Raw genomic sequence first — 24,029 nt, 5'->3', positions numbered from 1 at the left:
CGGCCTTCATCTCTGGCGGTGCGGTCTTGCGGAGAGCCGCTTCTCCTAGACGATTTTCGTGTCCCGTCAAACCGGGCCGCGCCAGCGTCAAGCCTTGCGCTGACCTCCTGCACCGGCCATGTCTGTCACCAGATGACTGACGAAGGACGAAAAGCCATGAGCGAAGAGCGCGCCTTTCCCGGCTGGCGGGGTACCACCATTATCTGCGTGAGAAAGGGCGATGCCGTTGCCATGGCGGGCGATGGACAGGTCTCCATCGGCAATACGGTGGTCAAATCCTCCGCCAGGAAAGTCCGCCGGATTGGCGGCGGCAAGGTGATTGCTGGCTTTGCCGGGGCCACCGCCGACGCCTTTGCCCTCTTTGAGCGCCTTGAAGGCAAGCTGGAAGCCCATTCGGGGCAGCTGGCGCGGGCGTGTGTGGAGCTGGCCAAAGACTGGCGCACGGACCGTTATCTGCGCCGCCTTGAAGCCATGCTGATCGTGGCCGACGCGAACGAGACCTTCCTCATCACCGGGGCGGGCGATGTGCTGGAGCCCGAACACGGGATTGCGGCCATCGGGTCGGGTGGCAATTTCGCGCTATCAGCGGCCCGCGCGCTCCTCTCCTACGAAGAAGACCCGGAAGTGATCGCTCGCAAGGCGATGGAGATCGCCGCCGAAATCTGCGTGTTCTCGAACGGGAATTTGACCGTGGAGCGGCTGGGGTAGAGGTTGTCATCCTCCGGTCGCGAAGCGATCCGGGGGACCCATGCCTCTGGCCCTCGTCCTTCGAGCGCCACCGCGTTCCGAAAGGATGAGGGCTTTAGTGTGCTTTTCCCCTCATCCTGAGGAGCACGAAGTGCGTCTCGAAGGACGAGGGCGACACTGCAACTCTCAGGCATGGGTGGCCCGGATAAACCGGGCCATGACAATGGTTGAGCGACTTCGCCGCTAACCTTCCTACCCCCTCGCCTCTTCATACGCCCAGTCGAGCCAGGGGCAGAGGGCGGCCAGATCGTCGGCATCGATGGTCGGGCCGCACCAGATGCGCAGGCCCGGCGGGGCCTTGGGATAGGGCAGAATGTCCAGCGCCGCGCCCTCGCGCTCCAGAAGCTGCGTCATACGCTTTGTGAGCGCGCGCAGGGCCTCGTCATCGAAGTCCGCCGTGCCGGGCCCGGCAAATTTCAGCGTCACCGAGGTGTTCGAGCGCAGGGCGGTGTCCTGGGCGACGAAATCGATCCAGGGCGTGCGCTCCACCCATGCCTCCAGCACGGCGAGATTGGCCTGTGAGCGCGCGATGAGGCCGGAAAGCCCGCCCTCTCTTGCCGCCCAGCGAAGCGCATCGAGAAAGTCTTCCGTTGCCAGCAATGAGGGCGTGTTGATGGTCGAGCCCTCGAACATGGCCGATTGCTCATTGGCGGCATCAAAGAGCGAGAATATCCCCGGCACCGGCCATGCGGGCCGCCAGTCCCGCAAGCGCGCCCGCGCGCGCGGCGAAAGCACGATCATGCCGTGCTGCGCCTCTCCGCCAAGGCATTTCTGCCAGGAGAAACTCGTCACATCGAGCTTGTCCCACGGCAAATCCATCGCAAAGGCCGCAGACGTGGCATCGCAGAAGGTAAGGCCTTCGCGTTTATCCGAAATCCAGTCCGCATGCGGCACTTTCAGGCCTGCGGCCGTGGCATTCCAGGTAAAGAGAATATCGCGCGCCGGTTCCGCCTGTGACAGGTCCGGCAGACCGCCATAAGGCGCGTGAAACACGCGCAAATCCGGCAGTTTCAGCTCGTTTTGCGCATCTTTCAGCCAGCGATCACCGAACGCATCCCAGCTGAACACATCCGCGCCCCGCGCGCCCAGCATGCACCACATCGCGGCTTCAAACGCGCCCGTGTCCGAAGCCGGCGTGATGATGACGCGGTAATCGGCCGGGATTTCCAGGATCGCGCCTGCCCGCTCTATCGCTTCGCCCAGACGCTGCTTGGGAAGGCTCGCCCGGTGGCTGCGCCCCAGCGAGCCGGTGCCCAGCGCCGGCAATTCCCAGCCCGGACGCTTCCGTGTGGGGCCGCAGGAGAAACGCGGATCGGACGGGCGGATCGAGGGCTGGCTCGGCATGGGGCAAATCCGTGCTGAAGGCATTGATCAATGGGCGCTGGCGTAGGACGCACATCCGCCCACGTCAAATGCTCAGTTTGCGGACGCGGCCAGATTCCGGTTGAAACCACTGCACAGCGAATCCACGCTGGGGTTAATGAACGGTCCGGCTTTACCCTGCAAACGACTGACCGCCGGTATTCTGACCGGCGCTGCCATGCTGTGTCTCGCCGCCTGCACGACCCTCACGGCCCCGCTGACGCCCGGTCTGGAGCCCCGCCTTGCCCTGGCGGACGAGACCCGGCTGCAGGCCCGCATCCTCGCGCTGGCCGCGCCGCTCATCATCGCCAATGCACGCCATTGTCCCCAGAACCACCCCTATAGCGGCCTCATCACCACCCATATCGCCGACTGGCAGGCAGGCGAGCGCGATCATGTCCGGGCGGCGTATGGCGCAGATCCGCGGGCGGCGGTCTGGATCGTCGCCGAAGGCAGCCCGGCCGCCGGGGCAGGCCTGATGCCAGGCGATGTTCTGCTCAGCCTGAACGGGCGCTGGAGCGAGCCCAATGCCCGCTGGCATGATGATTTGCGTGCCCGCACCTTGCCCGACGCCCTGCGCCGGGGCGAAACGCATCTGCGCGTGCAGCGCGGGGATGAGGGCATCGAGCTGGTATTGATCCCGCAGCCCGCCTGCGCCGCGCAAGTCCGGCTTGTGAGCATTGATCTGGCAGGCGGGCGCCGGCAGGCCGTCTGGATGGCCGGCGATACGCTGTTCGTCGACCGGGCCTTTGCAGCCGTGACACCGGATGACAGGCTGCGCCAGTACATGGCGCTGGTCCTCGCGCGCCACATTGCCCGCCACCAGCCCCTGCCCCCGATTCTGGAGCGCGCCCTGCAAGGCCCGGATATTGTCCGCTTTGCCCTTGGTGTTGATGCGATGGACCAGCTTGCCGGGCGCGGGCCCGAGCATGCCGCGCCGCGCTGGCGCACCCCTTCAGAGGCCGAGATCGCTCTGGCCGCGCACCTGCTCGTGCAGGCGGAAACTCATGGCTCCCTGGTCAGTCCCGCCAGTCCGGCAAGCCCGGCGGCCAGCGGGCCGGAGGGCGCCTCTGACACCGGCTCACCATCCAGCGGCCAGCCATGATGGACAGGCCCGGCCCCTGAGCCAAAGCCCGGCGCGCGCCGTATCGCCTCGTGCAGATAATCGCCCGCCTCCTCCACCGCCTTGTCCAGCGGCGCGCCCTGCGCAACCAAGGCAGCAATGCCGCTCGCCAGCGTACAGCCCGTGCCGTGCGTGTGGCGGGTCTTGATGCGCGGGCGGGAGAAGATGCGCATGCCATTGCGCGTCACCAGCACGTCAATCACCTGGGCCCCTTCCAGATGCCCGCCCTTGATGAGAGCTGCCCGCGCGCCAAGCTTCAATAGCGCCTCGCCCGCCTCGCGCTGGCCATCCACATCCTCGATCTTGATACCCGTCAGCGCTTCGGCCTCAGGCACGTTGGGCGTAACCAGCGTGGCACGGCGGATCAGCTTTTCTTTCAGCGCCTCCACCGCGCTGTCCTCAATCAGGCGCGCGCCGGAGCTTGCCACCATCACCGGATCAACGATGAGCGGGATCAGCTCGGCGCCCGCCTCGTCCAGCGCGGCGATCACGGTCTCGATCACCTCTTTGCTGGCCAGCATGCCGGTCTTGATCGCGTCCGCGCCAATATCATCCAGCACCGCCGCGATCTGGCCTGAAATGATCTCCAGCGGCGCGCCGTGAACGGCGCTCACGCCCTTCGTGTTCTGCACGGTCAGCGCGGTAATCGCCGTCGCCGCATAGCCGCCCAGCGCCGTCACCGCCTTGATGTCGGCCTGTATGCCCGCCCCGCCCGAACTATCCGATCCGGCAATGATCAGCACGCGGCCCTTGGGCTCTGGCGGCAGGTCTGTCTCGGTGGTGCTCATGGCGTCCTCATCGCTTGGCGTTTCCTCAGCCGCGTTCTAGCCTTCCAGGCGAACAATGAGAACCGCCGGGGAGGGCCAGGCCATGAAACTCAACATCGCAGCCATTGCGGGCGCGGGCCTGTTGGCCTTGACCGCCTGTGCGCAGCCGCCCGCTACGCCGGACGCCATTGAGCCAAACCCCTCCACCCGATCCGCAGAGGCGCTGGCCCTGACGCTGGGTGAGGCGATCCGGTTCGAGACCATTTCCGAGATGGGCAACCCCGATGCCAGCCGGGCCGAGTTCGACGCCTTCCGGGACTGGCTGGCGGCCAGCTTCCCGCTGGTCCATGAGCGCATGAGCCCGGAGGACATTTTGCACGGCTCGCTCTGGTACACGCTGGAGGGTACGAACCCCGCGCTCGACCCCATCGTCATCCTCGCCCACCAGGACGTGGTGCCGGTGGAGCCGGGTACCGAAGACCAGTGGGACCACCCGCCCTTCTCCGGCACGATTGCCGATGGCTATGTCTGGGGGCGCGGCACGCTCGACATGAAGGGCTTCCTCGTCATGGCTGTAGCCGCGATGGAGACCCTGCTGGAAGAGGGCTTCACGCCGGAGCGCACCATCCATATCGGGCTTGGCCATGATGAGGAGGTGGGCGGCACCGGCGCGATTGCGATGGCAGAGCGGCTGGAAAGCGAAGGCCGCCGCGCCTGGTTCGTGCTGGATGAAGGCGGCACCTCAATCGAGACCTTCCCGATGACGGGCGGGCCGGTGGGCCTCATAGGCGTGGGCGAAAAGGGCTTTCTCTCGGTGGAAGTGACCGCGCGGGCGCGCGGCGGGCATTCCTCCGCCCCGCCACCGGAGACGGCCATCGGGCTGCTTTCCCGCGCGGTCAACGCTATTGTCGACAATCCGTTCGAGCACCGCATCGACCATCCGGTGCCCGACATGATGCGCGCGCTCGCGCCGGAAATGGACGGGATGGCGGGCTTCGTGATGGCGCGCCCTGTCCTCTTCGGCTCGGTCCTGCGGGGCCAGATGATGGAGGATGACGCGACCAGAGCCACGATCGGCACCACCATCGCCCCGACCATCATCACCGGCGGCACGGTCGCCAATGTTCTGCCGCAGGAGGCGCGTGCGGTCATCAATCTGCGCCTGCACCCGCGCGACAGTGCTGAGAGCGCGCTGGCCCATATGCGCGGCGCGGTCAGCCATCTCGATGGCGTGACGATAGAGCCGGTGGGCCGCATCTCCGACGCTCCGCCGATCAGTGCCACATCTGGCCGGGCCTGGGAGATCATTGCGGGCGCGGCGGTCAGCCATCTGCCCGAAGGCGCGCCGGTGGTGCCTAACCTGTTGACGGCGGCCACGGATTCGCGCGCCTTCAAGGATGTGGCCGACCATATCTACCGCTATGCGCCCATGCGTATGGAGATGGATGATCTGTCGCGCATCCACGGCGATAATGAGCGCATCCGCATCGACGCCCTGCCCGGCATGGTCAGCTATTTCCGCACGGTCATTTCCGAGGCCGGCATGGAGGGGTGAGGAGCTTGTACCTCGTCCTTCGAGACGCTTCGCTTCGCTCGCCCTCAGGATGAGGGACAAGACACATTTCGCCCTCATCCTGAGGAGGCCGTAAGGCCGTCTCGAAGGACGAGGGCGCCCCCCAACCACACCCGTCCCCTTGCCCTGCGGCGCGCCAGCGACTTAGCTGGCGCCAACAGATTCACAGGGGAGAGTTTTCATGCTGCGTACACTCATCACGGCCGCCGCCATTGCGCCCTTCATCGCGGGGGCGGGGTTTGCCCAGGAGCTCTCCGAGCTGGAGGTGCGGGCCATTCATGACCGCATCCTGACCATCGATACCCATGTCGACATCCCCACCGGCTATGCCACGCACCTGATCGATCCCAACACCTGGACGCGCCTGCAGGTGGACCTGCCCAAGATGCGCGCTGGCGGGCTCGATGCGGCTTTCTTCATCGTCTATGTGCAGCAGCGCGATCTGACTGACGAGGGCTATGCCACCGCCCGCGCCCGCGCCGAGGAGACCTATCAGGCGATCATGCGCATGGTGCGGGCAAACCCCGAACGTATCGCGCTGGCCACCACCGCCGACGAGGTGGAAGAGATTTACGCCTCAGGCCGTCTGATCGCCCTGATCGGCATCGAGAACAGCTATTTCATGGGCGAGAATATCGAGGAGGAGGTGCCGCTCTGGGCTGCCAGAGGCGCGCGCTATGCCGCCCTCACCCATTTCAGGAACAACCAGTTTGGCGGCAGCTCCAACCCGGACCTCTCCGCCGGTGATCCGATGGAGGATCCGGGCCTGACCGATCTCGGCCGCCGTCTGGTCGAACTCTTGAATGACCATGGCATCATGGTCGATATTTCCCATGTCGGCCCGCGCACCTCGCTGGAAGCCATCCGGATGTCGCGCGCGCCGGTGATCGCCAGCCATTCGGGCGCCCGCGCGGTCTATGACCATCCACGCAACCTCACCGATGAGCTGCTGGAAGCCATCCGCGATAATGGCGGCGTGGCGCAGATGGTCGCCTTCCGCTCATACCTGCGCGCGATTGATCCGGGCCTGACAGCCGCCATCGCCGAGCTGCGCACGGAAGTCGGCCTCGACCAGCCGGGCGGCTGGGAGCGCTCCACGTCGGAAAGCCGGGCACAGTATCAGGAACGCGTCGCCGCCCTGCGCGCAGAATACCCCGATGCCACGGTGGCCGACATGGCCGACCATATCGACCATGCCGTACGCGTGGCCGGCATCGACCATGTCGGCATCGTGTCGGACTTTGATGGCGGCGGCGGCGTGCGCGGCTGGGATGATGCGTCCGAAACCCCGAACGTGACCGCAGAGCTGCTGCGCCGGGGCTATTCCGAGGAAGACATCGCCAAGCTGTGGGGCGGCAATGTGCTGCGCGTCATGCGCGGTGTCGAGGCGGCGGCTGTACGGTAGCTGCGGAGCAAACTCTTGAAAACAGGTCTGCTAGCGGCCGCTATCGTCTGCATCCTCATCAGCGCAGGATGCGCGCAATCCGCCAGGCCCGCTGACGACGTGCGCGACGTGTTCCCGGATGAAACGGCCCGGGCCGTCGCCATGGCCGCCTGCAATAACGATGTGGCGGCTCTTCAGGACATGATCGCTGGCGGTACGGACATGGATGCGGCGGGACGCCATGGCGTCACGCCCCTGATCTGGGCGCTTACCTGTCATGGGCTTCAGTTCAACGACATGATCGCCAATGAGGCGGTGAGGCGTGGCCCGGGAGCCGTCAGACCCGCACCCGCTTTGCGCCAGCTTGCGGCGGTGGAGGTGCTGCTGGCGGCCGGAGCCGATCCGAACGCCATGATCGATGGCGAATTTGGCCCGGTCTATCCCGGCGGCACGGCACACTGGATTGACCGGTACACCCCGATGCTCATCGCCGCAGAGTTTCACGAGCCGGAAGTGCTGGCGCTGCTGCTGGCCCATGGCGGCGACCCTAATGCAATGCGGGGCGGCGGCGGCGCCACGGCCCTGATGCTGGCCTATGACCGCGGCGAATGGCTCGACCTGAGCCCGCAACTGGCGCCCTACGACAATCGGCAATGGCGCAACATGTTCATGCTGCTGAACGCTGGCGCGCGCATTGACCTCACTCCGGAAAACCAGCTCGACATTGTCGTGCAGGCATCCCGTCACCGGGTCTCCATCGCGTCCCGGCTGCTCCGGGAGTACGACTATTCAGGCGATATCAACGGCATCGTCTACTATCTCCTCAATGGCCTCGACATGGACTTTCCCGGCCGTGAGGAGCGGCTCGAACTCCTGGCCTGGCTGCGCGACGAGCGCGGGGTCGATGTTGAGGCGGTCCGGGCGTGGTACTGGCGCGCGCAGGACGAGGAGCCCCAGCCATAGCGGCAGGGAGGCATCGCGCTCCCTCCCCTTGCGCCGCAGTCGCGATTCCACCATGGTGGAAATCACAAGTTCCAAGGGGCGTCCCGTGATGGTCACGGGGCTGAGACAGCACCCTCAGGACCGGATCCGGGTCATGCCGGCGTCGGGATGGAGCGCAAGACGGGCAGTCAAAGTCCGTTCCGGCAAACCATATCCGCCAAAGGCATCCTCCTATTCCTCCCCCGTTCACGGGGGAGGTGGCCTGAATGGCCGGAGGGGGGGAATGCTCCAGAAAAGGGGGCCCCCCCCACCCCCCGGCGGGCAACGACCCCCCCCCCGGGGGGGGGAGGAAACCGGCAGGAGGAAGCCGCAGGCGATGAGTGATCTGGACGATATCCTTCTCGAAGGCGAGACCGTGATCTGGCAGGACCGCCCTGCCGGGCCGGGATCGCGGCGGCGCACCAGTGTTGCGAAGCGGATCGCAGACTATTTGCTGCCTGCCATCATCCTGGTCTTTACCAGCCTCGCCCTTTGCCTCTGGGTGCTGGTCGTGACTGATCTGCTTCTCCGCCTTGCAGTTGGCGCATTCACCATTGCCTTTGTGGCCCTGGCGGTCTGGATCGCCATTGGTGGGTTGAGGGCGCACCGCGAACGCGCCCGGTCAGAGTACCACTACGTCCTGACCAATCAGCGCCTTGTCGCGTGGGATGCAGCCTCCGACTGGCGTGTCCATGTTCTGCCGGGCGCGCTGAAAGCGGTCGTGCGCGAACGCGGCAATCTGCAGCTCTACCTCCATGGCCACGATGAGGATGATGACCCGCTGATCCTCTACGACCTCGCCGATATCGACACCGCCGAACGCACAATCACCCAAGCCTTAGGACGCCCCTCATGAACAAGCCCGTCAGCCAGTCCGAATTTCCCACCCCCACCGTCACCACAGGGCCGCTGGCCGGTTCGCGCCGGGTGTACTCGCACCCTGAGGCCGCGCCGCATCTGGCCGTGCCGCATCGCGAGGTGGATCTGCACCCGACGGCGATGGAGCCGCCCGTGCGCGTCTATGACTGCTCCGGCCCCTATACCGATCCTGCAGCAACCATCGATGTGGAAAAGGGCCTGCCCCGCACCCGCATCGAATGGGTAAAGGCAAGGGGGCATGTGGAGGAATATGAGGGCCGCCCGCTCTCCCCGCTCGATAATGGCGGGGCTACGGGCAAGTATCTCGCGCGCGCCTTCCCCGTGCGTCACACGCCCCTTCGCGGCACCGGCACGGGCCCCGTAACGCAGATGGAGTTCGCACGCGCCGGCATCATCACCGAGGAGATGATCTACGCCGCCGAGCGCGAAAATCTCGGCCGTGCGCGGGCGCTGTCCGGCGCTGCTGAACGCCATGCCGACGGCGAAAGCTTTGGCGCGGAAGTCCCTGAGTTCGTGACGCCGGAATTTGTGCGCTCAGAGATCGCGCGCGGCCGGGCGATCATCCCCGCGAACATCAATCATGGTGAGCTGGAGCCCATGGTGATCGGGCGGAACTTCCTGGTGAAGATCAACGCCAATATCGGCAATTCCGCCGTCGCTTCTTCCGTGGAGGAAGAGGTAGACAAGATGGTCTGGGCGATCCGCTGGGGCGGGGACACGGTGATGGACCTCTCCACGGGGAAAAACATCCACAACACGCGCGAATGGATCTTGCGCAATTCGCCCGTCCCCATCGGCACGGTGCCGATCTATCAGGCGCTGGAGAAGGTGGGCGGCATCGCCGAGGACCTGACCTTCGACATCTTCGCCGACACGCTGATCGAGCAGGCAGAACAGGGCGTGGACTATTTCACCATCCATGCCGGGGTGCGCCTGCCTTACGTGCCGCTTACCGCCAACCGGGTGACGGGCATCGTGTCGCGTGGCGGCTCGATCATGGCCAAGTGGTGCCTTGCCCACCACAAGGAGAGTTTCCTCTATGAGCGCTTTGAGGAAATCTGCGAGATCATGCGCGCCTATGACGTGTCGTTCTCGCTGGGCGACGGCCTGCGCCCCGGCTCCATCGCGGATGCCAATGACCGCGCGCAGTTTGCCGAGCTGGAAACGCTGGGCGAGCTGACGAAAATCGCCTGGGAGCGTGGCTGTCAGGTGATGATCGAGGGGCCGGGCCATGTGCCCATGCACAAGATCAAGGTGAATATGGAAAAGCAGCTCGAAGTGTGCGGCGAGGCGCCCTTCTACACGCTCGGGCCGCTCACCACCGATATTGCGCCGGGCTATGACCACATCACCAGCGGCATTGGCGCGGCGATGATCGGCTGGTTCGGCACCGCCATGCTCTGCTATGTCACGCCGAAGGAGCACTTAGGCCTGCCAGACCGCAATGACGTGAAGACCGGCGTCATCACCTACAAGATCGCCGCCCACGCGGCCGATCTCGCCAAGGGCCACCCGGCGGCCAAGCTGCGCGATGATGCGCTAAGCCGCGCCCGCTTCGAGTTCCGCTGGGAGGACCAGTTCAACCTCAGCCTCGATCCCGATACCGCGCGCGACTTCCACGACCAGACCCTGCCGAAAGAGGCCCATAAGGTGGCCCATTTCTGCTCCATGTGCGGGCCGAAATTCTGCTCGATGAAGATTACCCAGGACATTCGCGACCAGTTCGGCACGGCGCGCGCGCCGAACGAGGCGGAGGCCGAGCAGGGCATGGCGGAGATGAGCGAGAAGTTCAGGGAACTGGGTGGGGAGGTGTATGTGGAGAGGGCGGAGGGTTCGAAGCCTTGAGCGACGATCCCTTCTTCGTCCGCCAACCTGACGAGTGGGGATCTATCCTCCGCCTTTGTCATCCTCCGGCCGAGCGGCAGCGAGGTCCGGGGAGCCGTGATGTCTCCCCCCGTTCACGGGCGGGGTGAGAAGCGAAGCTTCGAACGCCCGAAGGGCCGAGGGGGGGATTATCGAAACAAGCTCCCCCCTCCGTCTGGCAAGCCAGACACCTCCCCCGTAAACGGGGGAGGACATCCCGTCGCAGGCATGGATCACCCGCATATGCGGGTGATGACAGTGGAGAGTGTCGGTAAAACCGGGTTCCGGATAAGCGCTGCCGCGCTTTCCGGAATGACGAAAGGAAAGGGGGTGCGGAGGTCAAAACCCCCTACCCTTCCCGCTCCCCGAACAGGGCCGAGCCGACGCGCACCGAGGTCGCGCCGAGGCGGGCGGCAAGGGCATAGTCCGCGCTCATGCCCATGGAGAGTTTTTCAACGCCCGCTGCGCCCGCGAGCTTTGCCAGCAGCGCAAAATGAAGGCTCGCCGGTTCCTCCACCGGGGGAATGCACATCAGCCCTTCAATGCCTTGCGGCATGAGGGCCCTCATCTCCGCCACGAAGGCGGGCACATCCTTTGGCGCGATACCGGCCTTTTGCGGCTCCTCGCCGGTATTGACCTGCACATAGAGGCGCGGGGTGCGGCCCGTCTTCTCCATGGCTTTCAGGATCGCGCGGGCGAGCTTTTCGCGGTCCAGCGTCTCGATCACGTCAAAAAGGGCGACGGCCTCATCGGCCTTGTTGGTCTGCAAGGGGCCGACAAGGCGCAGTTCGAGATCCGGATAGCTTGCGCGCCGGGCGCTCCAGCGCGTCATCGCTTCCTGCACGCGGTTTTCACCGAACACGCGCTGGCCGCTGGCAAGGGCTTCCTCGATGCGCGCCTCGCTCTGCATTTTGGAAACGGCGACGAGCGTCACATCTGCGAGTGAGCGCCCGCCCGCCTTGGCAGCACCGGCCAATTCCTCAAGGATGGCGGCGCGGCGCATCGAAATCGTGTGTGTATCGGCTGGAGTGTGTGTCATGGCGGGCTTCACCTATGCGCGAACAGGCGCGCTGGCAAGGGAGCGGGCGCTCGCCCTGCCGCGCCTGTTCGCCTTCACCGACCCTCAGCGCACGCCCGATCCGCTGGGCCTGGCGGCGCGCCTGCCCGATGGAACCGGCCTGATCCTTCGCCATTTCGGACGCGATGACCTTAAAAGCCTCGCCGCACCTCTGGCTCAGTCTGCCCGCAGGCAGGGCTTCGCGCTTCTCATCGCCGCTGATCCGGTTCTGGCGCTGAAGGTGGAAGCGGACGGCGTCCACTGGCCGGAGCGGTGCCTCGCAGAACTGCGCCGCTGGCGGCACAAGGCCCCGCATCTTCTGGTCACCGCCTCCGCGCATAGCCCCGCAGCCCTTCGCCGCGCGGCAAAACTGGCCGACGCGGTGTTCCTCTCGCCGGTTTTTGCCTCAAACAGTGCCAGCGCGGGCGCGCCTCTGGGGCTCATCCGGGCCGCCAGCATGGCAAGACAGGTATCCACGCCCGTACTGGCGCTCGGCGGCGTGGCGCTGCATGATCTGGCCGCCCTGCAGGCGCGCGGGTTTTATGGCGCGGGCGCGGTCGAGGCCTTTTCGGCGGCATGAATCGCGGCCAGCCCCTCCCGGTATGACGGATAGGCGGGCCGCCAGCCAAACACCTGCTTGGCGCGCGCGTTGGATACCCTCCGGTTTGCCGTGTAGAAGCTCGCCTGCATCGGACTCATCGCGCCCTTGTCGAAAGCTTCCTCCATGGGCGGCTCCACGCCCAGCAGGCGTGCCGCCTCCTCCACCACAACAGACTGCGGGCAAGGACAGTCATCGGCAAGGTTGAACACGCCTCTCACGTCCGGCCGCGCCATGGCCAGCAGCAGCGCCGACACGATATCGTCCACATGAATGCGGCTGAAGACCTGGCCGGGCTTGATGATACGGCGCGCACGGCCCTCGCGCAGCTTGTCGAACGTGCTGTATCCGGGCCCGTATATGCCCGCCAGCCGGAAGATGCGCGCACCCGCCGCCTGCCAGCCTGCTTCGGCTTCAGCCCGCCAGACAGAGCGGGGCTCAACCGGGTCCAGCCTGTCCCATTCAAACGCCCAGCCGCCGCGCCGGTCGCCATAGACGCCTGTGGTGGAGAGATAGCCCACCCAGCGGGATTTCAGCATTCGAGCGTCGAGCATTGGCAGGAAGGGGTCGCCCGCCTCGCCCGGCGGCGCGCTGACGAGAACATGGCTCGCCTCCCGCACAGCCTCCCCGATGACGCCCGGCCCTGTGCCGGTCAAGAGCGGGGTGATGCCTTGCGCACGCAGACCTTCGGCCTTGCCTCCATCACGCGTCGTGGCGGTCATTCTCGCGGTTCCGGCCAGACGGCGCGCTGTTGCATTCGCGACATAACCAAAGCCGAGGAAAAGCATTCTCATGGTATCACCCATAGACCGTGGCTGCGTTAACGCGTTAGCGTGCATCGGGTTCAAGTGACAGGATATAGGCCGATGCGCGGGATTTGCGGGATTTTAAGCGCTGCGGCGCTGCTGGCGGGTCATGCCACGCCAGCGCTGGCGCAGGAGGCCGGGACCAGTTTTGAACAGGCCCAGTACGAGGCCTGCCTGAACCTCATCAACGATAATCCTGAAGCCGCCTACGAGGAAGGCCTTGCCTGGCGCGCGCAAGGCGGCAGCTGGCCCGCCATGCATTGCATCGCGCTGTCACAGGTGGCGCTTGGCCAGTACGGCATTGCCGCCCGCCGCCTTGAAAGCACGGCAGAAGGCGCGGTTGTCGCCACCGACGAGACCCGCGCCATCATGTTCGGACAGGCCGGCGATGCCTGGCTCGCCGCCAATGAGCCGGCCAATGCAGAGCGCGCTTTCCGGCGGGGCCGCGATTTCGGACCCGGCGATGCAGGCCTCGCTCTGGGCGTGGCGGAAGCCGCAATCCTGCAGGAAAGCTGGGCGAACGCGCAGACGGCGGCAGGCGATGCCATCGGGCTCGATGCCGGTCTGGCCCGCGGCTGGCAGATACGCGCACAGGCACATCTTGAACAGGGCAATCTGGATGCGGCCTCCGCCGACCTCAATGAGGCACTGGCCCGCGATGGCGAGAATATCGAGGCGCTTGTCCTGCGCGGCCGCATCGCAGAGGCACGCCGCACGGGCGGATAGCTGTTAGCACACGGACGATCCGGCTGCTAACAACATACAGAAATCATTCATGAATTTGCGTGCAGGCTCTTGCCTGACAGGGTGGCTGTCGTCAAGCTCTCCCTCGTCGGTTATGGAGAGGGCCATGAGCGAATCAGACTTTGCCGCGCAATTGAGGGGCGCACGCCTGACCACGGCGGAAATCCTCTATTACCGCCCCGATTTTCCAAGCCTTCTGCAGAGCTTCTGCTGGCAGACACAGGACATCGCGCCGGATTTTCCCCGCCTGCAACAGTTTCTCGATCACTGGCGGCGCGAGATCGAGGCGGTCATCCATTCGGTGCGCATTGCCCATGCGGGCCTGATAAAGCCCGCTGAATGGCGCGGAGCGGTGCTGATGGAACGGCTGCATTAGGCACGCAGCCAGTAAAGGCGCTGAGGCCAGCGGCTTGCCGCGCCGCAGTGCGCCGCTATCCTTGCGTGCATGATCGCGCTTCTCGCTTCTCTGGTTCTGGCACTCGCTGCCATACCGCCCGGCATTACCCTGACCCCTGAGGGGCAGGAAGAAGCGCGCGCGAGCCTGACGCTGGAAGAGCGGCTGGATGAACGCCTTGCTGCGCTGGCTGCCGCGTCATCGGAAAGTCAGGGTGAGACCATTGCCGACGAGGTGCGCTCCATCTGGCGCCAGTCAGGCGGGGCAACCGCCTCGCTCCTGCTTGACCGGGCCGAGCAGGCGATAGCCGAGCGTGATCTGGAGACGGCCGAGCGCGCATACGCGCATCTGCGTATTCTGGAGCCCGATTTTGCCGAAGGCTGGATGGCCGCCGGACAGCTCGCCATGGCGCGCGGGGACTGGAGCTTTGCCCTCGATGCGCTGACCGAAGCGGTCAATCTGGAGCCGCGCCGGTTTGATGCCTATGCGCTTCTGGGGCGCACGCTGGAACGGGCGAGTGAACCGGCAGCGGCCCTCGCCGCGTATGAAGAGGCATTGCGTGTCCATCCCTGGCACCCGCAAGCCCGTCAGGCTCGCGCGCGCCTCGAAAACCAGCTGGCAGGCCGTGCGCTTTAATCTGACCGTTCTCACCGCGTGTTTCCTTATCCTCACCGCCTGCGCCGGAGGCCGTGCCATGCCCGTTGGCGATGATCCGCTTTCACCCATCGGCCAGTTCATCGAGATCGATGGCACACGCCTGCATTATCACGTGACCGGACCGGAAGGTGCATCGCCGGTGCTCGTATTGCACGGCGCATCGGCAAATCTGCGCGAACCGCTGATGGGGCTGGGCGATGCGCTCACGGGCGAGCGCGTGATCTGGCTGGACCGGCCGGGCCTTGGCCATTCGCAGCGCCCCTCCGGACAGTGGAACCCGCAAGCCGAGGCCGCCCTGATCGCGCAATTTCTTGAGGCGGTCGACGCAGGCCCCACCATAGTCACCGGACATTCCTGGGGCGGAGCGATTTCCTTGCGCCTCGCCATGGATCACCCGCAAGCCGTGTCTGGCATTGTCCTCGTGGCACCTGCCGCCCGGGCCAATGTGGGCGAGGCCGCGCTCTATAACCGCGCCACGCACTGGCCCGTCATCGGCCCGCTCATCACGCGGCTGATCGTGCCGACCTATGGCCGCGCGCAGCTGGAATCGGGCGCCGCCAGCGCCTTCGCGCCCGACCCCGTGCCTGAAGGTTATGTGGAAGAGACCGCCCTCGCCCTCCTGCTGGAGGCGCGCGTGTGGACGGCCAATGCCGCCGACATGGCCAATGTGAACGCGCATCTGGAAGCCCAGGAAGGGCGCTATGGCGAGATCACCCAGCCCACGATCATTCTTGCGGGTACTGAGGACAGCGTGGTTGCCACCCGCCGCCATTCGGTCCCCGTGGCTGAAACCATGCCCAATGCCGAGCTGATCCTGATCGAAGGGGCGGGCCACAACCCGCATTTCGCCCACGCCGGCCGGGTGGCAGAGGCCATCATGACGGTACGCAGGCGCGCGGCAGGTGTGGATTAGGCACATACCGGCATTGCCGGGCTCGCCTTCGCGTCCTAAGCCATCAGGCCAGTGACATACCCCTTTGCCAGATGAGGACGCCCCATGGCCGAACCCTTCAACCACTCATCCGCCGATGCCGTCAGCGCGCCCGTTCAGGGTGGCACGCCCAAGGCCGATGAACAGCTTCGCGCCATTGTCGCCCGCATCGAGCGTTTGGAAGAAGAAAAGAAGGCGCTCATGGCCGACATCAAGGAGGTCTATGACGAAGCCAAGGGCAATGGCTTTGACGTCAAAGTGCTCCGCCAGGTCATCCGCATCCGCAAGCAGGACCGCCAGGAACGCATGGAAATGGAAGCGGTGCTCGAAACCTATCTCGGCGCGCTCGGCGATCTCTGATACTTTGCGAGGCCATGGCCCGCGAGATTGACGACCGCAAGAAGAAAAAAGCCCTGCGCCGCCTCGACCGCGTGCGCCGGGCGCTCGCCGAGGCGGAAGCCGATGGCGATGCCGAGGCCGCCCAAGAGGCGCGCGCCCTGCTGACCGAATGGGAAGATGAATTCCTCGGCAGCGTGGAAGAGCGGCTCAACACGTTCGGCTCGGCCTTTACCGACCCTGAGAAGGGCTCGCTGGACGAGCCGCTATCCCAGCTGCAGGCCGCCAAGCTCAAAGAGCTGGAAGCCAAGGCCAAGGGCAAGGAAACCCGGCCCTGGAAGCGCTCCAGCTTCAAGCCGAAGGACAAGGCCCAACGCTCCAGCTTTTCTGCCAAACGCCCCGCCCCGCGCGCCAATATCCGCGACATCAATGAGGATATGCCGGCAGACAGGCCGGAGGCCGGGCCGGCAACACCCCGCCTGTCTGACATCAAACCCGCCCCTGCACCAGCGCCGTCACCGGCTCCCTCGCCGGCCCCGTCATCGGCAAAACCCCGCCCCCGCTTCACCGTCATCAAGGGCGGGAAGGGGGAATAGGCCTTACTCCTCCTCGCCCAGCGGGGTGAGTTTCACCTTGGTGATCTGGTTGCGGCGGCGTTCGAGTATGTCGAACTGCACGTCATGGAAGCGGAAGCGCTGGCCCGGCTCCGGTATGGTCTGGGCTTCGTGGATCACCAGACCCGCGATCGTCACCGCCTCGTCATCGGGCAGTTCCCAGTCGAGCGCGCGGTTGATCTCGCGGATGCCCGTTGCGCCGTCCACGATGACTGAGCCATCAGCTTCCCGCTTGAACTCACCTGGCGGGGCCAGATCGTGCTCGTCCTCGATCTCGCCAACGATCTCCTCGAGGATGTCTTCCAGCGTCACCACGCCCATCAGCGCGCCATACTCATCGACCACGAGGGCGAAATGCTCGCGCTTGGTCCTGAAGGTGTTGAGCTGGTCGAACAGCTCGGTTGTCTCCGGCACGAACCAGGGCTCGCGCTTCAGGCTGGCGATATCGAGTTTCGAACTGTCTCCGCCCATGCCGTGCAGGGCACGCGCCAGATCCCGTACATGCAGAATGCCGACAATATTCTCCGGCTCGCCCTGCCAGAGCGGCAGGCGGGTATGCGGGCTGGTCAGCGCGGTTTCCACCAACTGCTCAACCGGCTGGTCAATATCCAGCATGACGAGGTTCTTGCGGTGAACCATCACGTCATCGACCGTCAGCTCACGCAGATCGAGCACGCCGCCCAGCATGTCGCGGTCATGCTTGACCACGCCGCCTTCCTGCAGGTGCATGTCGATCTGCCCGCGTATCTCTTCATGCGCCGACAGGACCGGCCCGGTCACATTCGCGCCGATCAGGCGCAGCGTGCCGCGCACCACCACCTGTACACCCGCCACTACGGGGCCGAACACCGCCGTCACGATACGGATCGGCAGGGAGACAAACATGGCCAGCCGGTCCGGATTGGAGAGCGCATAGGTCTTGGGCATGACCTCGGCAAACACGAGCACCAGCGCCGTCATCACCAGCGTGGCAATCGGCACGCCGGCATCACCGAACATGGCCAAAAATACCGCCGCCGCTATGGAGGAGGCGAGGATGTTAACGAGATTATTACCCAGCAATATGCCGCCGATCAGGCTCTCGCGATCCTCAATCAGCAGGCTGACGCGCGCCGCAGCCCCGTTCTTTTCCTTCTCCAGTGCCAGCATGCGCGCCTTCGACGTGGCCGTCAGCGCGGTCTCCGAACCGGAGAAGAAGGCCGATAGCAAAAGCAGCAGCAAGATGGCCGCAAACGCCCATCCCATCCACGCCTCGAACACGAATTCCATCTAGACCTCTCCTGCGAGGAAAGCACTGATCTGCGCCGGTTCATGGCCGGGAGAAATGAAGGCCTCGCCAATGCCGCGCGCCAGAATGAGGGTGATGCCCGAACCGGCATTTTTCTTGTCCTGCCCCATGCGCGCGGTCAGGGCGGAGGGATCAAAGGGGCCACCGGGCAGTTCACGGATCGACACCGGCAAACCGGCCCCGCCCAGCACAGCCGCCGCCCGCCGGGCGGCATCCGGCCCGCACAGGCCCAGTGACGCGGAAAACTTCAGCGCCATGACGATACCACACGAGACCGCCTCGCCATGGATGAGCGCGCCTTTTTCCGCTTCGGCCTCGAAGGCATGGGCGAAGGTATGACCCAGATTGAGCAGGGCCCGCACCCCCGCCTCGCGCTCATCCTCTGCTACAATACGTGCCTTGAAGCGCACCGCATCGGCGATGACGGGAACAAGCGCGTCCAGAGCGAGCGGATCAGCTTCTGCCGCCTCGAGGCGTTCAAACAGCGCACGGTCCGCAATCAGCCCGGCCTTGACGATCTCGGCATAGCCTGCCGCCAGCTCGCGCCGCGGCAGGCTTTCCAGAAAGCCGCTATCGGCCACCACCAGGTCTGGCTGATGGAAACTGCCAATAAGGTTCTTGCCGTGACTGGTATTGATGCCCGTCTTGCCGCCAACAGAGGAATCCACCTGCGCCAGCAAGGTCGTCGGCATCTGGATGAAGCCGCACCCGCGTTTCATGATCGACGCGGCAAAGCCGGCCAGATCGCCCACCGTGCCGCCGCCAAACGCAATGAGAGCCTCATTGCGCGCCATTTCGCGGTCCAGCAGCGCATCCGTCACGATACGCAGCCCCTCCCAGGTTTTTACCCCTTCACCGCCTTCCAGCAGGATGAAGTCAGGCTTCAGTCCCACACCCGTCAGAACGCTTTCCAGCCGTATGCGGTGGGCGGTCAGCGCATCGCGGTCGGCCACAATGATGGCGCGCCCCTGCGGGCAAAGCTGACGCATTTCGCCAGCGGCGGCCTCCAGCGCACCGGCCCCTGCGAGCACTTCATAGGCGCGCGAGGCAGCCCTGACAGGAATACGGAACAGCTCGCTCACCCTTGCGCCTCCACACGCTCTGCCATGGCGTCCAGTATGGCCTGCACCGCACCCTCATGACTGGTGTCAGGGGACCGGACGTGAATATCGGCCTCGGCATAGACCGGCGCGCGCTCTGCCAGCAGTCTTTCCATGACGGCGCGCGGATCTTCGGTCTGCAGAAGCGGGCGCGTGTCACGCCTTGATACCCGTTCCATGAGCGTATCGATATCCGCCTGCAGCCAGACCGACAGCGACCGTCCTTTGAGCAGGGCGCGCGTCTGTGTGTTGATGAAGGCCCCGCCGCCCAGCGCAATGACAGCCTGGCCGGTCTCGTCCATCAGCCGCGCGATGACCCGCCGTTCACCATCGCGGAATGCCGCCTCGCCAAAATCGGCAAATATCTCGGACACGCTGCGGCCGGCGGCCTCCTCCACCTCGTGGTCGGAATCGCGAAAGGCCCAGCCCAGACGGTCCGCCAGACGGCGCCCGATTGTGGTCTTGCCCGCCCCCATCAGACCGACCAGCACCACCGGACAGCCAAGCCTTCTTGCGATTTGCACACGATCCATGATGCTTCACGCTATAAGCGTGTGAGAGATAATGAGCAATTGCCGCGTACGATGTCTGGAAAACGCCGCATTGTCCGCGCTAGTGTAGAGTATCGCGAACCGCATACCAGCCACGAGGGGCGCCTATCATGCGCGGAATGCTGATTGGAGTGGGCATCGGCGTCATTTGCGTCGGAGTCATTTTTGCCATCCTGCTGGTCATGGCCGACACCATGGCCCCTGAGCAGAGCGAAATCCGTGTCGAGGTGACCGATGCGCTGGGCGGTTAGCACGCTGGGCCTCTGCGCGGTTCTGCTCGCCGCGCCCGCAATCGCGCAGCAACCCTCCCGCACCATTGAAGTGCAGGAGCTGGGAGCAGTCGACCCCTTCCAGGTCGGCTCGCGCAATGTCCTGCCCCAGACCATCTGGTCGTCCAGCGATGCGGACGCCGTGCGCGTGATCCTTGAAGCCCTGCCTGCCAGCAATGGGCAGGGATGGCGCCATGGCGGCGCGGCCCGCCTGGCCGAACGTGTCCTTCTGGCCTCCGGCGAGCCGCCCCGTGGCGGGCGCGACAACTTCGCGCTCGCGGCGCTCCGGGCAGACCGGGCTCTTGCAGCCGGCAGGGTGGAACAGGTCTACCAGCTTCTGGAGCGCACACCGCGCCTGAACCAGTCCAGCGCCCTTTCCCGCCTGCATGCCGAGACCGGCTTTGCGCTCGGCGAGACACAAAGCGCGTGCAACACGGCCGAAGGCCTGCTGCGCGGGCGTGACGAGCCCTACTGGCTGCGGGCGAGGGCCGTGTGCCTTGCGCTGGCCGGCAATCTGCCTGCTGCCGAACTGACCGCAGATCTGGCCCGCTCCTCGGAAGGTGGCCGCAGTTTCGGCGCCTGGTTCGATGCGCTGGTGCTCGATCGGGGGCTGCCATCGGCGCAGCCTGTATCGACAGGGCTGGAGCTGGCCATTGCCATCACGCTCGCGCCCGAAGAACGCATTGGCGTCGCTGAAAGCGCCCCGGCCTGGCTGAAGCGTGCCGCCGCGCGCACGGGCCCGGCCATCACCCTGCCCGAACAGCTCGACGAGGCGCTGGAAGCCGCCATGGCGATGGAGGGCGCGGACAGGGCAGCGGCCCTCGCCGCCATCGCCCAGCAGGATATTGACCGTCTGATTGCGGCCGAGGCACTGGCCGCGCGGCTGGACGACGCCGTCAGCGAAGGGCGGTTTGCCGAAGTGGCCCGGGCCTATGCGATGGAAATCGAGACAATCCCCATCAATGAGCAGACGCTCGTCCACGGCCCGCGCTTCATCCTGGCGCTGGCCCTTGAGGGCGAGCTGGAGCGGGCATGGCGCTGGCGCGAAGCCCTGCTGTCTGGCCCTGAGCGCGACCGGCCTTCGCGAGAAATGAATGGACAGCCCGGCATGCTCACGCCGCCGCCGGCCTCATTCGGTTTTACCGAGGAAGACCCATGGGAGCCACCTGCGCCCGCCATCATGGTCGCGCTCGACATGGCGATAGGCATTGCCGCGGACGATATAGGCTCCGGCCCGTTTGGCGCCATTCTGGCCGCGCGGGCAGAGGACGCGCGTCCTGAACGCCTCGCCCAGCTTGCCGGTCTGGCAGCGCTCGGCGCGTCCGTCCCCGAGGCCGTGCGCGTTCAGCTGCTTGAGACGGGCTCTGAAGAGGGCTCCACCGGGCGGGAAGCGCACTTTGCCTCGATGGCTGCGCTCTCGCTGGTCAATAGCTCGCGCGCGGAAGTCCTGCTGCTGGCCGCCGGCCTGATCGAGACCAGCAATGGCAGCGCGCAAGCCTATGCCCTGGCCAGCTACCTGCTGGAGCGGGCGGGCCACCGGGCCGAAGCGCTGCAGCTTATTCTGGAGGCGCTGGCCGAGGAGAGCGCGTGAGCGCATCGCACATAGCGCTCTTCCTCGACATGCTGAGCGCTGAACGCGGCGCTGCTGCCAATACGCTCGCTGCCTACGGCCACGATCTGGATGATGCCGGAACGCGCCTTGCGCGTTTCGGCGTGGCTCTCAATGACGCATCGCCTGCCGATCTTGAACGGCTGATGCAGACACTGGCCGCTGACGGGCTCAGCCCTGCCACGGCAGCGCGGCGCCTTTCCGCGCTGAAGCGCTATTACCGCTTTCTGCTCAAAGAGGGCGTGCGCAGCGATGATCCGACGGCCGGGCACAAAGGTCCCAAACAGGCCCGCGCCTTGCCCAAAATCCTCTCGGAAGCCGAGGTGGGCCGTCTGTTTGACGCAGCTGACACGATAGAAGGCGCAGCCGGTCTGCGCCTGCGTGCCGCGCTGGAACTGCTCTATGCGGGCGGGCTTCGCGTCAGCGAACTGGTCACCCTCCCCCTTGCCGCCTTTTCCCGCGCCGAGCGCTATCTGGTCGTCACCGGCAAGGGCAATAAGGACCGTGTCGTACCGCTTACACCCTCCGCGCTGGAGGCTGTCGACGCCTACAGGGGCGTGCGGGAGGACTTCCTGCCCGGCAAGGCGTCACCCTTGCGCGCACGCGCCGAGCGCTATCTTTTCTGTTCGGCCAGCGCCAAGGCAGGCCATCTTACCCGCGAGCGCTTTGCCCAGATGCTCTCCGGGCTTGCGGTGCGAGCAGGCCTTGATCCGGCGCGCGTCTCGCCGCACGTGCTGCGCCACGCCTTTGCCACGCATCTTCTGGCCAATGGAGCAGATTTGCGCAGCCTGCAGACCCTGCTCGGCCATGCCGACGTCTCCACCACCGAGATTTACACCCATGTGCTCGAAGCGCGCCTGCGCTCGCTGATGGAAGACGCGCACCCCTTGAGCCGCAAATAGCCTTGCTGACAGCCAGCTTGTGACAACACGATGTCGCGGCTAGTTTGCCCGTTCGGCCAGCGACCCTTGGCCGGGTAGCCTTATTTCAGGGGATCCATGTCCAACCCGACGCGCACCTATCTTGATTTCGAACGTCCGATTGCCGAGCTCGATGCGAAGATCGAGGAATTGCGATCGGTCTCCGAACGCAATGGCGAGGATGCGCCGGACGTGGCCGACGAGGTCGCGAAGTTGCGCCAGAAATCTGCAACCCAGCTGAAAAACCTCTACGCCAAGCTGGACCCCTGGCAGAAAACCATGGTGGCGCGCCATCCTGAGCGCCCGCACCTGAAGGACTTCCTGGCCGGTCTCATCACCGATTTCGAAGAGCTGTCCGGCGACCGCCGCTTCTCTGAGGATCACGCCATTGTTGGCGGCCTGGGCCGGTTCCGCGGCCGCGCCGTGGTGGTCATGGGCCATGAGAAGGGTCACGACACCCAGACCCGCCTCAAGCACAATTTCGGCATGGCCCGCCCTGAAGGCTACCGCAAGGCCGCGCGCCTGATGGATCTGGCTGACAAATTCTCCCTGCCGGTTCTCACCTTCGTGGACACGGCGGGCGCGTATCCGGGCGTTGGCGCGGAAGAACGTGGCCAGTCCGAAGCCATTGCCCGCTCCACCGAGCGCTGCCTGACGCTCGGCACACCGCTTATCTCGGTCATTACCGGCGAGGGCGGGTCTGGCGGCGCGGTTGCGCTGGCCTCTGCCAACACGGTGATGATGCTGGAGCATTCCATCTATTCGGTGATCTCGCCGGAGGGCTGCGCCTCCATCCTGTGGCGCGACGGTGCCAAGGCGCGCGATGCGGCCATTGCCATGAAGATCACCGCGCAGGACCTGATCGGGCTGAAAATCATCGACAAGATCATACCTGAGCCGGTCGGCGGCGCGCATCGCGACCGCGAGGCCACCATCAAGGCCGTCGGCGACGCGATGGAAGAAAACCTCTCCAGCCTTGAAGGACTGGACCCGGCCACCCTGCGCAGGAAGCGCCGCGAACGTTTCCTCGCCATCGGCCGCTCGCTGATGGAACCGGCGGCGTAGGCTTTTCCCCGTCCCCCCTTGATTTTTTGGCTGGAAAGGCGTCTCTGAGGCTCACGAAATACTCATTATGAGCAAAAGGGGCGTCATGCCGGCCTTTCACAATCTTTATCGCCATGGCTTTGTGCGCGTGGCGGCCTTTGCGCCCCATGTTGCGCCCGGCGACCCTGCGCAAAACGCGCAGCGCCTGATCGCGCTGGCCAAAGAGGCCGATGAGAGCAGCGCTGCGCTGGTCCTGTTTCCTGAGCTTTCCCTGACCGGCTATGCGCTGGATGATCTGCACCATCAGGCCCTGATGCTGCAGGCCGCAGAGCAGGCGGCGGCGGCGCTCATCGACGCTTCGCGTGATCTCATGCCGGTACTGGTCGCCGGTGCGCCGGTGGCGGTCGATGGCCAGCTTTATAACTGCGCCCT

26 protein-coding genes and 1 riboswitch are annotated in these 24,029 nt (G+C 65.5%); of the genes, 19 read left to right on the top strand and 7 right to left on the bottom strand.

Annotated elements, in window-relative coordinates; genetic code table 11:
* The first annotated feature begins 156 nt into the window (after positions 1-156).
* Positions 157-708, top strand: coding sequence for an ATP-dependent protease subunit HslV (gene hslV, locus ACTIGC_RS02700; RefSeq protein WP_429910695.1), 552 nt, complete (start codon positions 157-159; stop codon positions 706-708).
* Positions 709-939: 231 nt separating this feature from the next.
* On the opposite strand, the gene ACTIGC_RS02695 is transcribed toward hslV, so the two are convergent.
* Complete coding sequence (locus ACTIGC_RS02695; protein WP_439632952.1) at positions 940-2,091, bottom strand: phosphoserine transaminase; 1,152 nt, start codon at positions 2,089-2,091, stop codon at positions 940-942.
* 196 nt (positions 2,092-2,287) lie between these two features.
* Here ACTIGC_RS02695 and ACTIGC_RS02690 point away from each other — a divergent pair, with 196 nt between their 5' ends.
* The gene (locus ACTIGC_RS02690) at positions 2,288-3,214 is read left to right on the top strand and encodes a hypothetical protein (RefSeq protein ID WP_439632951.1); all 927 of its coding nucleotides are present in this window, start codon (positions 2,288-2,290) and stop codon (positions 3,212-3,214) included.
* Here the strand turns inward: ACTIGC_RS02690 and thiD are convergent.
* Positions 3,115-4,020 carry a bifunctional hydroxymethylpyrimidine kinase/phosphomethylpyrimidine kinase gene (thiD, locus tag ACTIGC_RS02685; protein WP_439632950.1) on the bottom strand — a complete coding sequence of 302 codons (906 nt, stop codon included), beginning with the start codon at positions 4,018-4,020 and terminating at the stop codon, positions 3,115-3,117. The genes ACTIGC_RS02690 and thiD overlap by 100 nt on opposite strands.
* Before the next feature lie 82 nt (positions 4,021-4,102).
* Here thiD and ACTIGC_RS02680 point away from each other — a divergent pair, with 82 nt between their 5' ends.
* From ACTIGC_RS02680 to thiC, 5 genes are all read left to right on the top strand, one after another.
* The gene (locus tag ACTIGC_RS02680) at positions 4,103-5,554 is read left to right on the top strand and encodes a M20/M25/M40 family metallo-hydrolase (protein ID WP_439632949.1); all 1,452 of its coding nucleotides are present in this window, start codon (positions 4,103-4,105) and stop codon (positions 5,552-5,554) included.
* Between the two features lie 199 nt (positions 5,555-5,753).
* The gene (locus ACTIGC_RS02675) at positions 5,754-6,977 is read left to right on the top strand and encodes a dipeptidase (RefSeq protein ID WP_439632948.1); all 1,224 of its coding nucleotides are present in this window, start codon (positions 5,754-5,756) and stop codon (positions 6,975-6,977) included.
* A 99-nt stretch (positions 6,978-7,076) separates the two neighbouring features.
* Complete coding sequence (locus ACTIGC_RS02670) at positions 7,077-7,919, top strand: ankyrin repeat domain-containing protein (RefSeq protein WP_439632947.1); 843 nt, start codon at positions 7,077-7,079, stop codon at positions 7,917-7,919.
* A gap of 64 nt (positions 7,920-7,983) precedes the next feature.
* Positions 7,984-8,084: riboswitch (TPP riboswitch) on the top strand.
* 190 nt (positions 8,085-8,274) lie between these two features.
* On the top strand, positions 8,275-8,793 hold the full coding sequence (locus tag ACTIGC_RS02665) for a hypothetical protein (protein WP_439632946.1): 519 nt from the start codon (positions 8,275-8,277) through the stop codon (positions 8,791-8,793).
* A complete protein-coding gene (gene thiC / locus ACTIGC_RS02660) occupies positions 8,790-10,661 on the top strand; it encodes a phosphomethylpyrimidine synthase ThiC (protein WP_439632945.1) in 1,872 nt (623 codons plus the stop codon). Before ACTIGC_RS02665 ends, thiC begins: the two co-directional genes overlap by 4 nt.
* A gap of 367 nt (positions 10,662-11,028) precedes the next feature.
* Here thiC and ACTIGC_RS02655 read toward each other — a convergent pair whose 3' ends face one another.
* Positions 11,029-11,718, bottom strand: coding sequence for a YggS family pyridoxal phosphate-dependent enzyme (locus tag ACTIGC_RS02655; protein WP_439632944.1), 690 nt, complete (start codon positions 11,716-11,718; stop codon positions 11,029-11,031).
* Here ACTIGC_RS02655 and ACTIGC_RS02650 point away from each other — a divergent pair.
* Positions 11,717-12,316 (top strand): thiamine phosphate synthase, encoded by a 600-nt coding sequence (locus ACTIGC_RS02650; protein WP_439632943.1) that lies wholly within the window; start codon positions 11,717-11,719, stop codon positions 12,314-12,316. The genes ACTIGC_RS02655 and ACTIGC_RS02650 overlap by 2 nt on opposite strands.
* Here the strand turns inward: ACTIGC_RS02650 and ACTIGC_RS02645 are convergent.
* Positions 12,277-13,128 (bottom strand): SDR family NAD(P)-dependent oxidoreductase, encoded by an 852-nt coding sequence (locus tag ACTIGC_RS02645; RefSeq protein ID WP_439632942.1) that lies wholly within the window; start codon positions 13,126-13,128, stop codon positions 12,277-12,279. The genes ACTIGC_RS02650 and ACTIGC_RS02645 overlap by 40 nt on opposite strands.
* A 72-nt stretch (positions 13,129-13,200) precedes the next feature.
* Between ACTIGC_RS02645 and ACTIGC_RS02640 the strand changes: the two genes are divergently transcribed.
* The 6 genes from ACTIGC_RS02640 (at position 13,201) to ACTIGC_RS02615 (ending at position 16,798) form a co-directional block, all read left to right on the top strand.
* Positions 13,201-13,866, top strand: coding sequence for a tetratricopeptide repeat protein (locus ACTIGC_RS02640; RefSeq protein WP_439632941.1), 666 nt, complete (start codon positions 13,201-13,203; stop codon positions 13,864-13,866).
* Positions 13,867-13,990: 124 nt separating this feature from the next.
* The gene (locus tag ACTIGC_RS02635) at positions 13,991-14,260 is read left to right on the top strand and encodes an usg protein (protein ID WP_439632940.1); all 270 of its coding nucleotides are present in this window, start codon (positions 13,991-13,993) and stop codon (positions 14,258-14,260) included.
* Between the two features lie 69 nt (positions 14,261-14,329).
* The gene (locus ACTIGC_RS02630; RefSeq protein ID WP_439632939.1) at positions 14,330-14,914 is read left to right on the top strand and encodes a tetratricopeptide repeat protein; all 585 of its coding nucleotides are present in this window, start codon (positions 14,330-14,332) and stop codon (positions 14,912-14,914) included.
* Positions 14,838-15,848, top strand: a complete 1,011-nt coding sequence (locus ACTIGC_RS02625) for an alpha/beta fold hydrolase (protein ID WP_439632938.1) — start codon at positions 14,838-14,840, stop codon at positions 15,846-15,848. The genes ACTIGC_RS02630 and ACTIGC_RS02625 overlap by 77 nt, the downstream gene beginning before the upstream one ends.
* Positions 15,849-15,932: 84 nt before the next feature.
* Positions 15,933-16,226, top strand: a complete 294-nt coding sequence (locus ACTIGC_RS02620; protein WP_127568770.1) for a DUF2312 domain-containing protein — start codon at positions 15,933-15,935, stop codon at positions 16,224-16,226.
* 14 nt (positions 16,227-16,240) lie between these two features.
* A complete protein-coding gene (locus ACTIGC_RS02615; RefSeq protein WP_439632937.1) occupies positions 16,241-16,798 on the top strand; it encodes a hypothetical protein in 558 nt (185 codons plus the stop codon).
* 3 nt (positions 16,799-16,801) lie between these two features.
* Here the strand turns inward: ACTIGC_RS02615 and ACTIGC_RS02610 are convergent, their stop codons facing one another.
* The 3 genes from ACTIGC_RS02610 to ACTIGC_RS02600 are packed head-to-tail and all read right to left on the bottom strand — an operon-like array spanning position 16,802 to position 19,737.
* Positions 16,802-18,085, bottom strand: coding sequence for an HlyC/CorC family transporter (locus ACTIGC_RS02610; protein WP_233352397.1), 1,284 nt, complete (start codon positions 18,083-18,085; stop codon positions 16,802-16,804).
* A complete protein-coding gene (aroB, locus tag ACTIGC_RS02605; RefSeq protein WP_439632936.1) occupies positions 18,086-19,186 on the bottom strand; it encodes a 3-dehydroquinate synthase in 1,101 nt (366 codons plus the stop codon). It abuts the gene before it with no gap.
* Positions 19,183-19,737: a shikimate kinase gene (locus ACTIGC_RS02600; RefSeq protein ID WP_439632935.1), complete on the bottom strand. Its 555-nt coding sequence runs from the start codon at positions 19,735-19,737 to the stop codon at positions 19,183-19,185. Before ACTIGC_RS02600 ends, aroB begins: the two co-directional genes overlap by 4 nt.
* A gap of 128 nt (positions 19,738-19,865) precedes the next feature.
* Here ACTIGC_RS02600 and ACTIGC_RS02595 point away from each other — a divergent pair, with 128 nt between their 5' ends.
* From ACTIGC_RS02595 to ACTIGC_RS02575, 5 genes are all read left to right on the top strand, one after another.
* On the top strand, positions 19,866-20,006 hold the full coding sequence (locus ACTIGC_RS02595; protein WP_439632934.1) for a hypothetical protein: 141 nt from the start codon (positions 19,866-19,868) through the stop codon (positions 20,004-20,006).
* On the top strand, positions 19,990-21,615 hold the full coding sequence (locus ACTIGC_RS02590) for a hypothetical protein (protein ID WP_439632933.1): 1,626 nt from the start codon (positions 19,990-19,992) through the stop codon (positions 21,613-21,615). The genes ACTIGC_RS02595 and ACTIGC_RS02590 overlap by 17 nt, the downstream gene beginning before the upstream one ends.
* Complete coding sequence (locus ACTIGC_RS02585; RefSeq protein ID WP_439632932.1) at positions 21,612-22,535, top strand: tyrosine recombinase; 924 nt, start codon at positions 21,612-21,614, stop codon at positions 22,533-22,535. Before ACTIGC_RS02590 ends, ACTIGC_RS02585 begins: the two co-directional genes overlap by 4 nt.
* Positions 22,536-22,631: 96 nt before the next feature.
* A complete protein-coding gene (locus tag ACTIGC_RS02580) occupies positions 22,632-23,618 on the top strand; it encodes an acetyl-CoA carboxylase carboxyltransferase subunit alpha (protein WP_439632931.1) in 987 nt (328 codons plus the stop codon).
* 67 nt (positions 23,619-23,685) lie between these two features.
* Positions 23,686-24,029 (top strand): nitrilase-related carbon-nitrogen hydrolase (locus tag ACTIGC_RS02575; protein WP_439632930.1); only part of this gene is annotated, 344 nt, incomplete at its 3' end.

Source organism: Glycocaulis sp., assembly GCF_051859565.1.
Taxonomy (GTDB): Bacteria; Pseudomonadota; Alphaproteobacteria; order Caulobacterales; family Maricaulaceae; genus Glycocaulis.
This window is presented reverse-complemented; position numbering and strand designations above follow the sequence as displayed.

Coding starts and splice junctions, on each gene's coding strand:
- thiD (WP_439632950.1), bottom strand. CDS start 4,020: ATGAGCACCACCGAGACAGACCTGCCGCCAGAGCCCAAGGGCCGCGTG.
- thiC (WP_439632945.1), top strand. CDS start 8,790: ATGAACAAGCCCGTCAGCCAGTCCGAATTTCCCACCCCCACCGTCACC.
- ACTIGC_RS02665 (WP_439632946.1), top strand. CDS start 8,275: ATGAGTGATCTGGACGATATCCTTCTCGAAGGCGAGACCGTGATCTGG.
- ACTIGC_RS02620 (WP_127568770.1), top strand. CDS start 15,933: ATGGCCGAACCCTTCAACCACTCATCCGCCGATGCCGTCAGCGCGCCC.
- ACTIGC_RS02695 (WP_439632952.1), bottom strand. CDS start 2,091: ATGCCGAGCCAGCCCTCGATCCGCCCGTCCGATCCGCGTTTCTCCTGC.
- ACTIGC_RS02615 (WP_439632937.1), top strand. CDS start 16,241: ATGGCCCGCGAGATTGACGACCGCAAGAAGAAAAAAGCCCTGCGCCGC.
- ACTIGC_RS02645 (WP_439632942.1), bottom strand. CDS start 13,128: ATGAGAATGCTTTTCCTCGGCTTTGGTTATGTCGCGAATGCAACAGCG.
- ACTIGC_RS02630 (WP_439632939.1), top strand. CDS start 14,330: ATGATCGCGCTTCTCGCTTCTCTGGTTCTGGCACTCGCTGCCATACCG.
- ACTIGC_RS02635 (WP_439632940.1), top strand. CDS start 13,991: ATGAGCGAATCAGACTTTGCCGCGCAATTGAGGGGCGCACGCCTGACC.
- ACTIGC_RS02600 (WP_439632935.1), bottom strand. CDS start 19,737: ATGGATCGTGTGCAAATCGCAAGAAGGCTTGGCTGTCCGGTGGTGCTG.
- ACTIGC_RS02655 (WP_439632944.1), bottom strand. CDS start 11,718: ATGACACACACTCCAGCCGATACACACACGATTTCGATGCGCCGCGCC.
- ACTIGC_RS02590 (WP_439632933.1), top strand. CDS start 19,990: ATGCGCTGGGCGGTTAGCACGCTGGGCCTCTGCGCGGTTCTGCTCGCC.
- ACTIGC_RS02610 (WP_233352397.1), bottom strand. CDS start 18,085: ATGGAATTCGTGTTCGAGGCGTGGATGGGATGGGCGTTTGCGGCCATC.
- ACTIGC_RS02640 (WP_439632941.1), top strand. CDS start 13,201: ATGCGCGGGATTTGCGGGATTTTAAGCGCTGCGGCGCTGCTGGCGGGT.
- ACTIGC_RS02680 (WP_439632949.1), top strand. CDS start 4,103: ATGAAACTCAACATCGCAGCCATTGCGGGCGCGGGCCTGTTGGCCTTG.
- ACTIGC_RS02690 (WP_439632951.1), top strand. CDS start 2,288: ATGCTGTGTCTCGCCGCCTGCACGACCCTCACGGCCCCGCTGACGCCC.
- ACTIGC_RS02580 (WP_439632931.1), top strand. CDS start 22,632: ATGTCCAACCCGACGCGCACCTATCTTGATTTCGAACGTCCGATTGCC.
- ACTIGC_RS02595 (WP_439632934.1), top strand. CDS start 19,866: ATGCGCGGAATGCTGATTGGAGTGGGCATCGGCGTCATTTGCGTCGGA.
- ACTIGC_RS02650 (WP_439632943.1), top strand. CDS start 11,717: ATGGCGGGCTTCACCTATGCGCGAACAGGCGCGCTGGCAAGGGAGCGG.
- ACTIGC_RS02675 (WP_439632948.1), top strand. CDS start 5,754: ATGCTGCGTACACTCATCACGGCCGCCGCCATTGCGCCCTTCATCGCG.
- hslV (WP_429910695.1), top strand. CDS start 157: ATGAGCGAAGAGCGCGCCTTTCCCGGCTGGCGGGGTACCACCATTATC.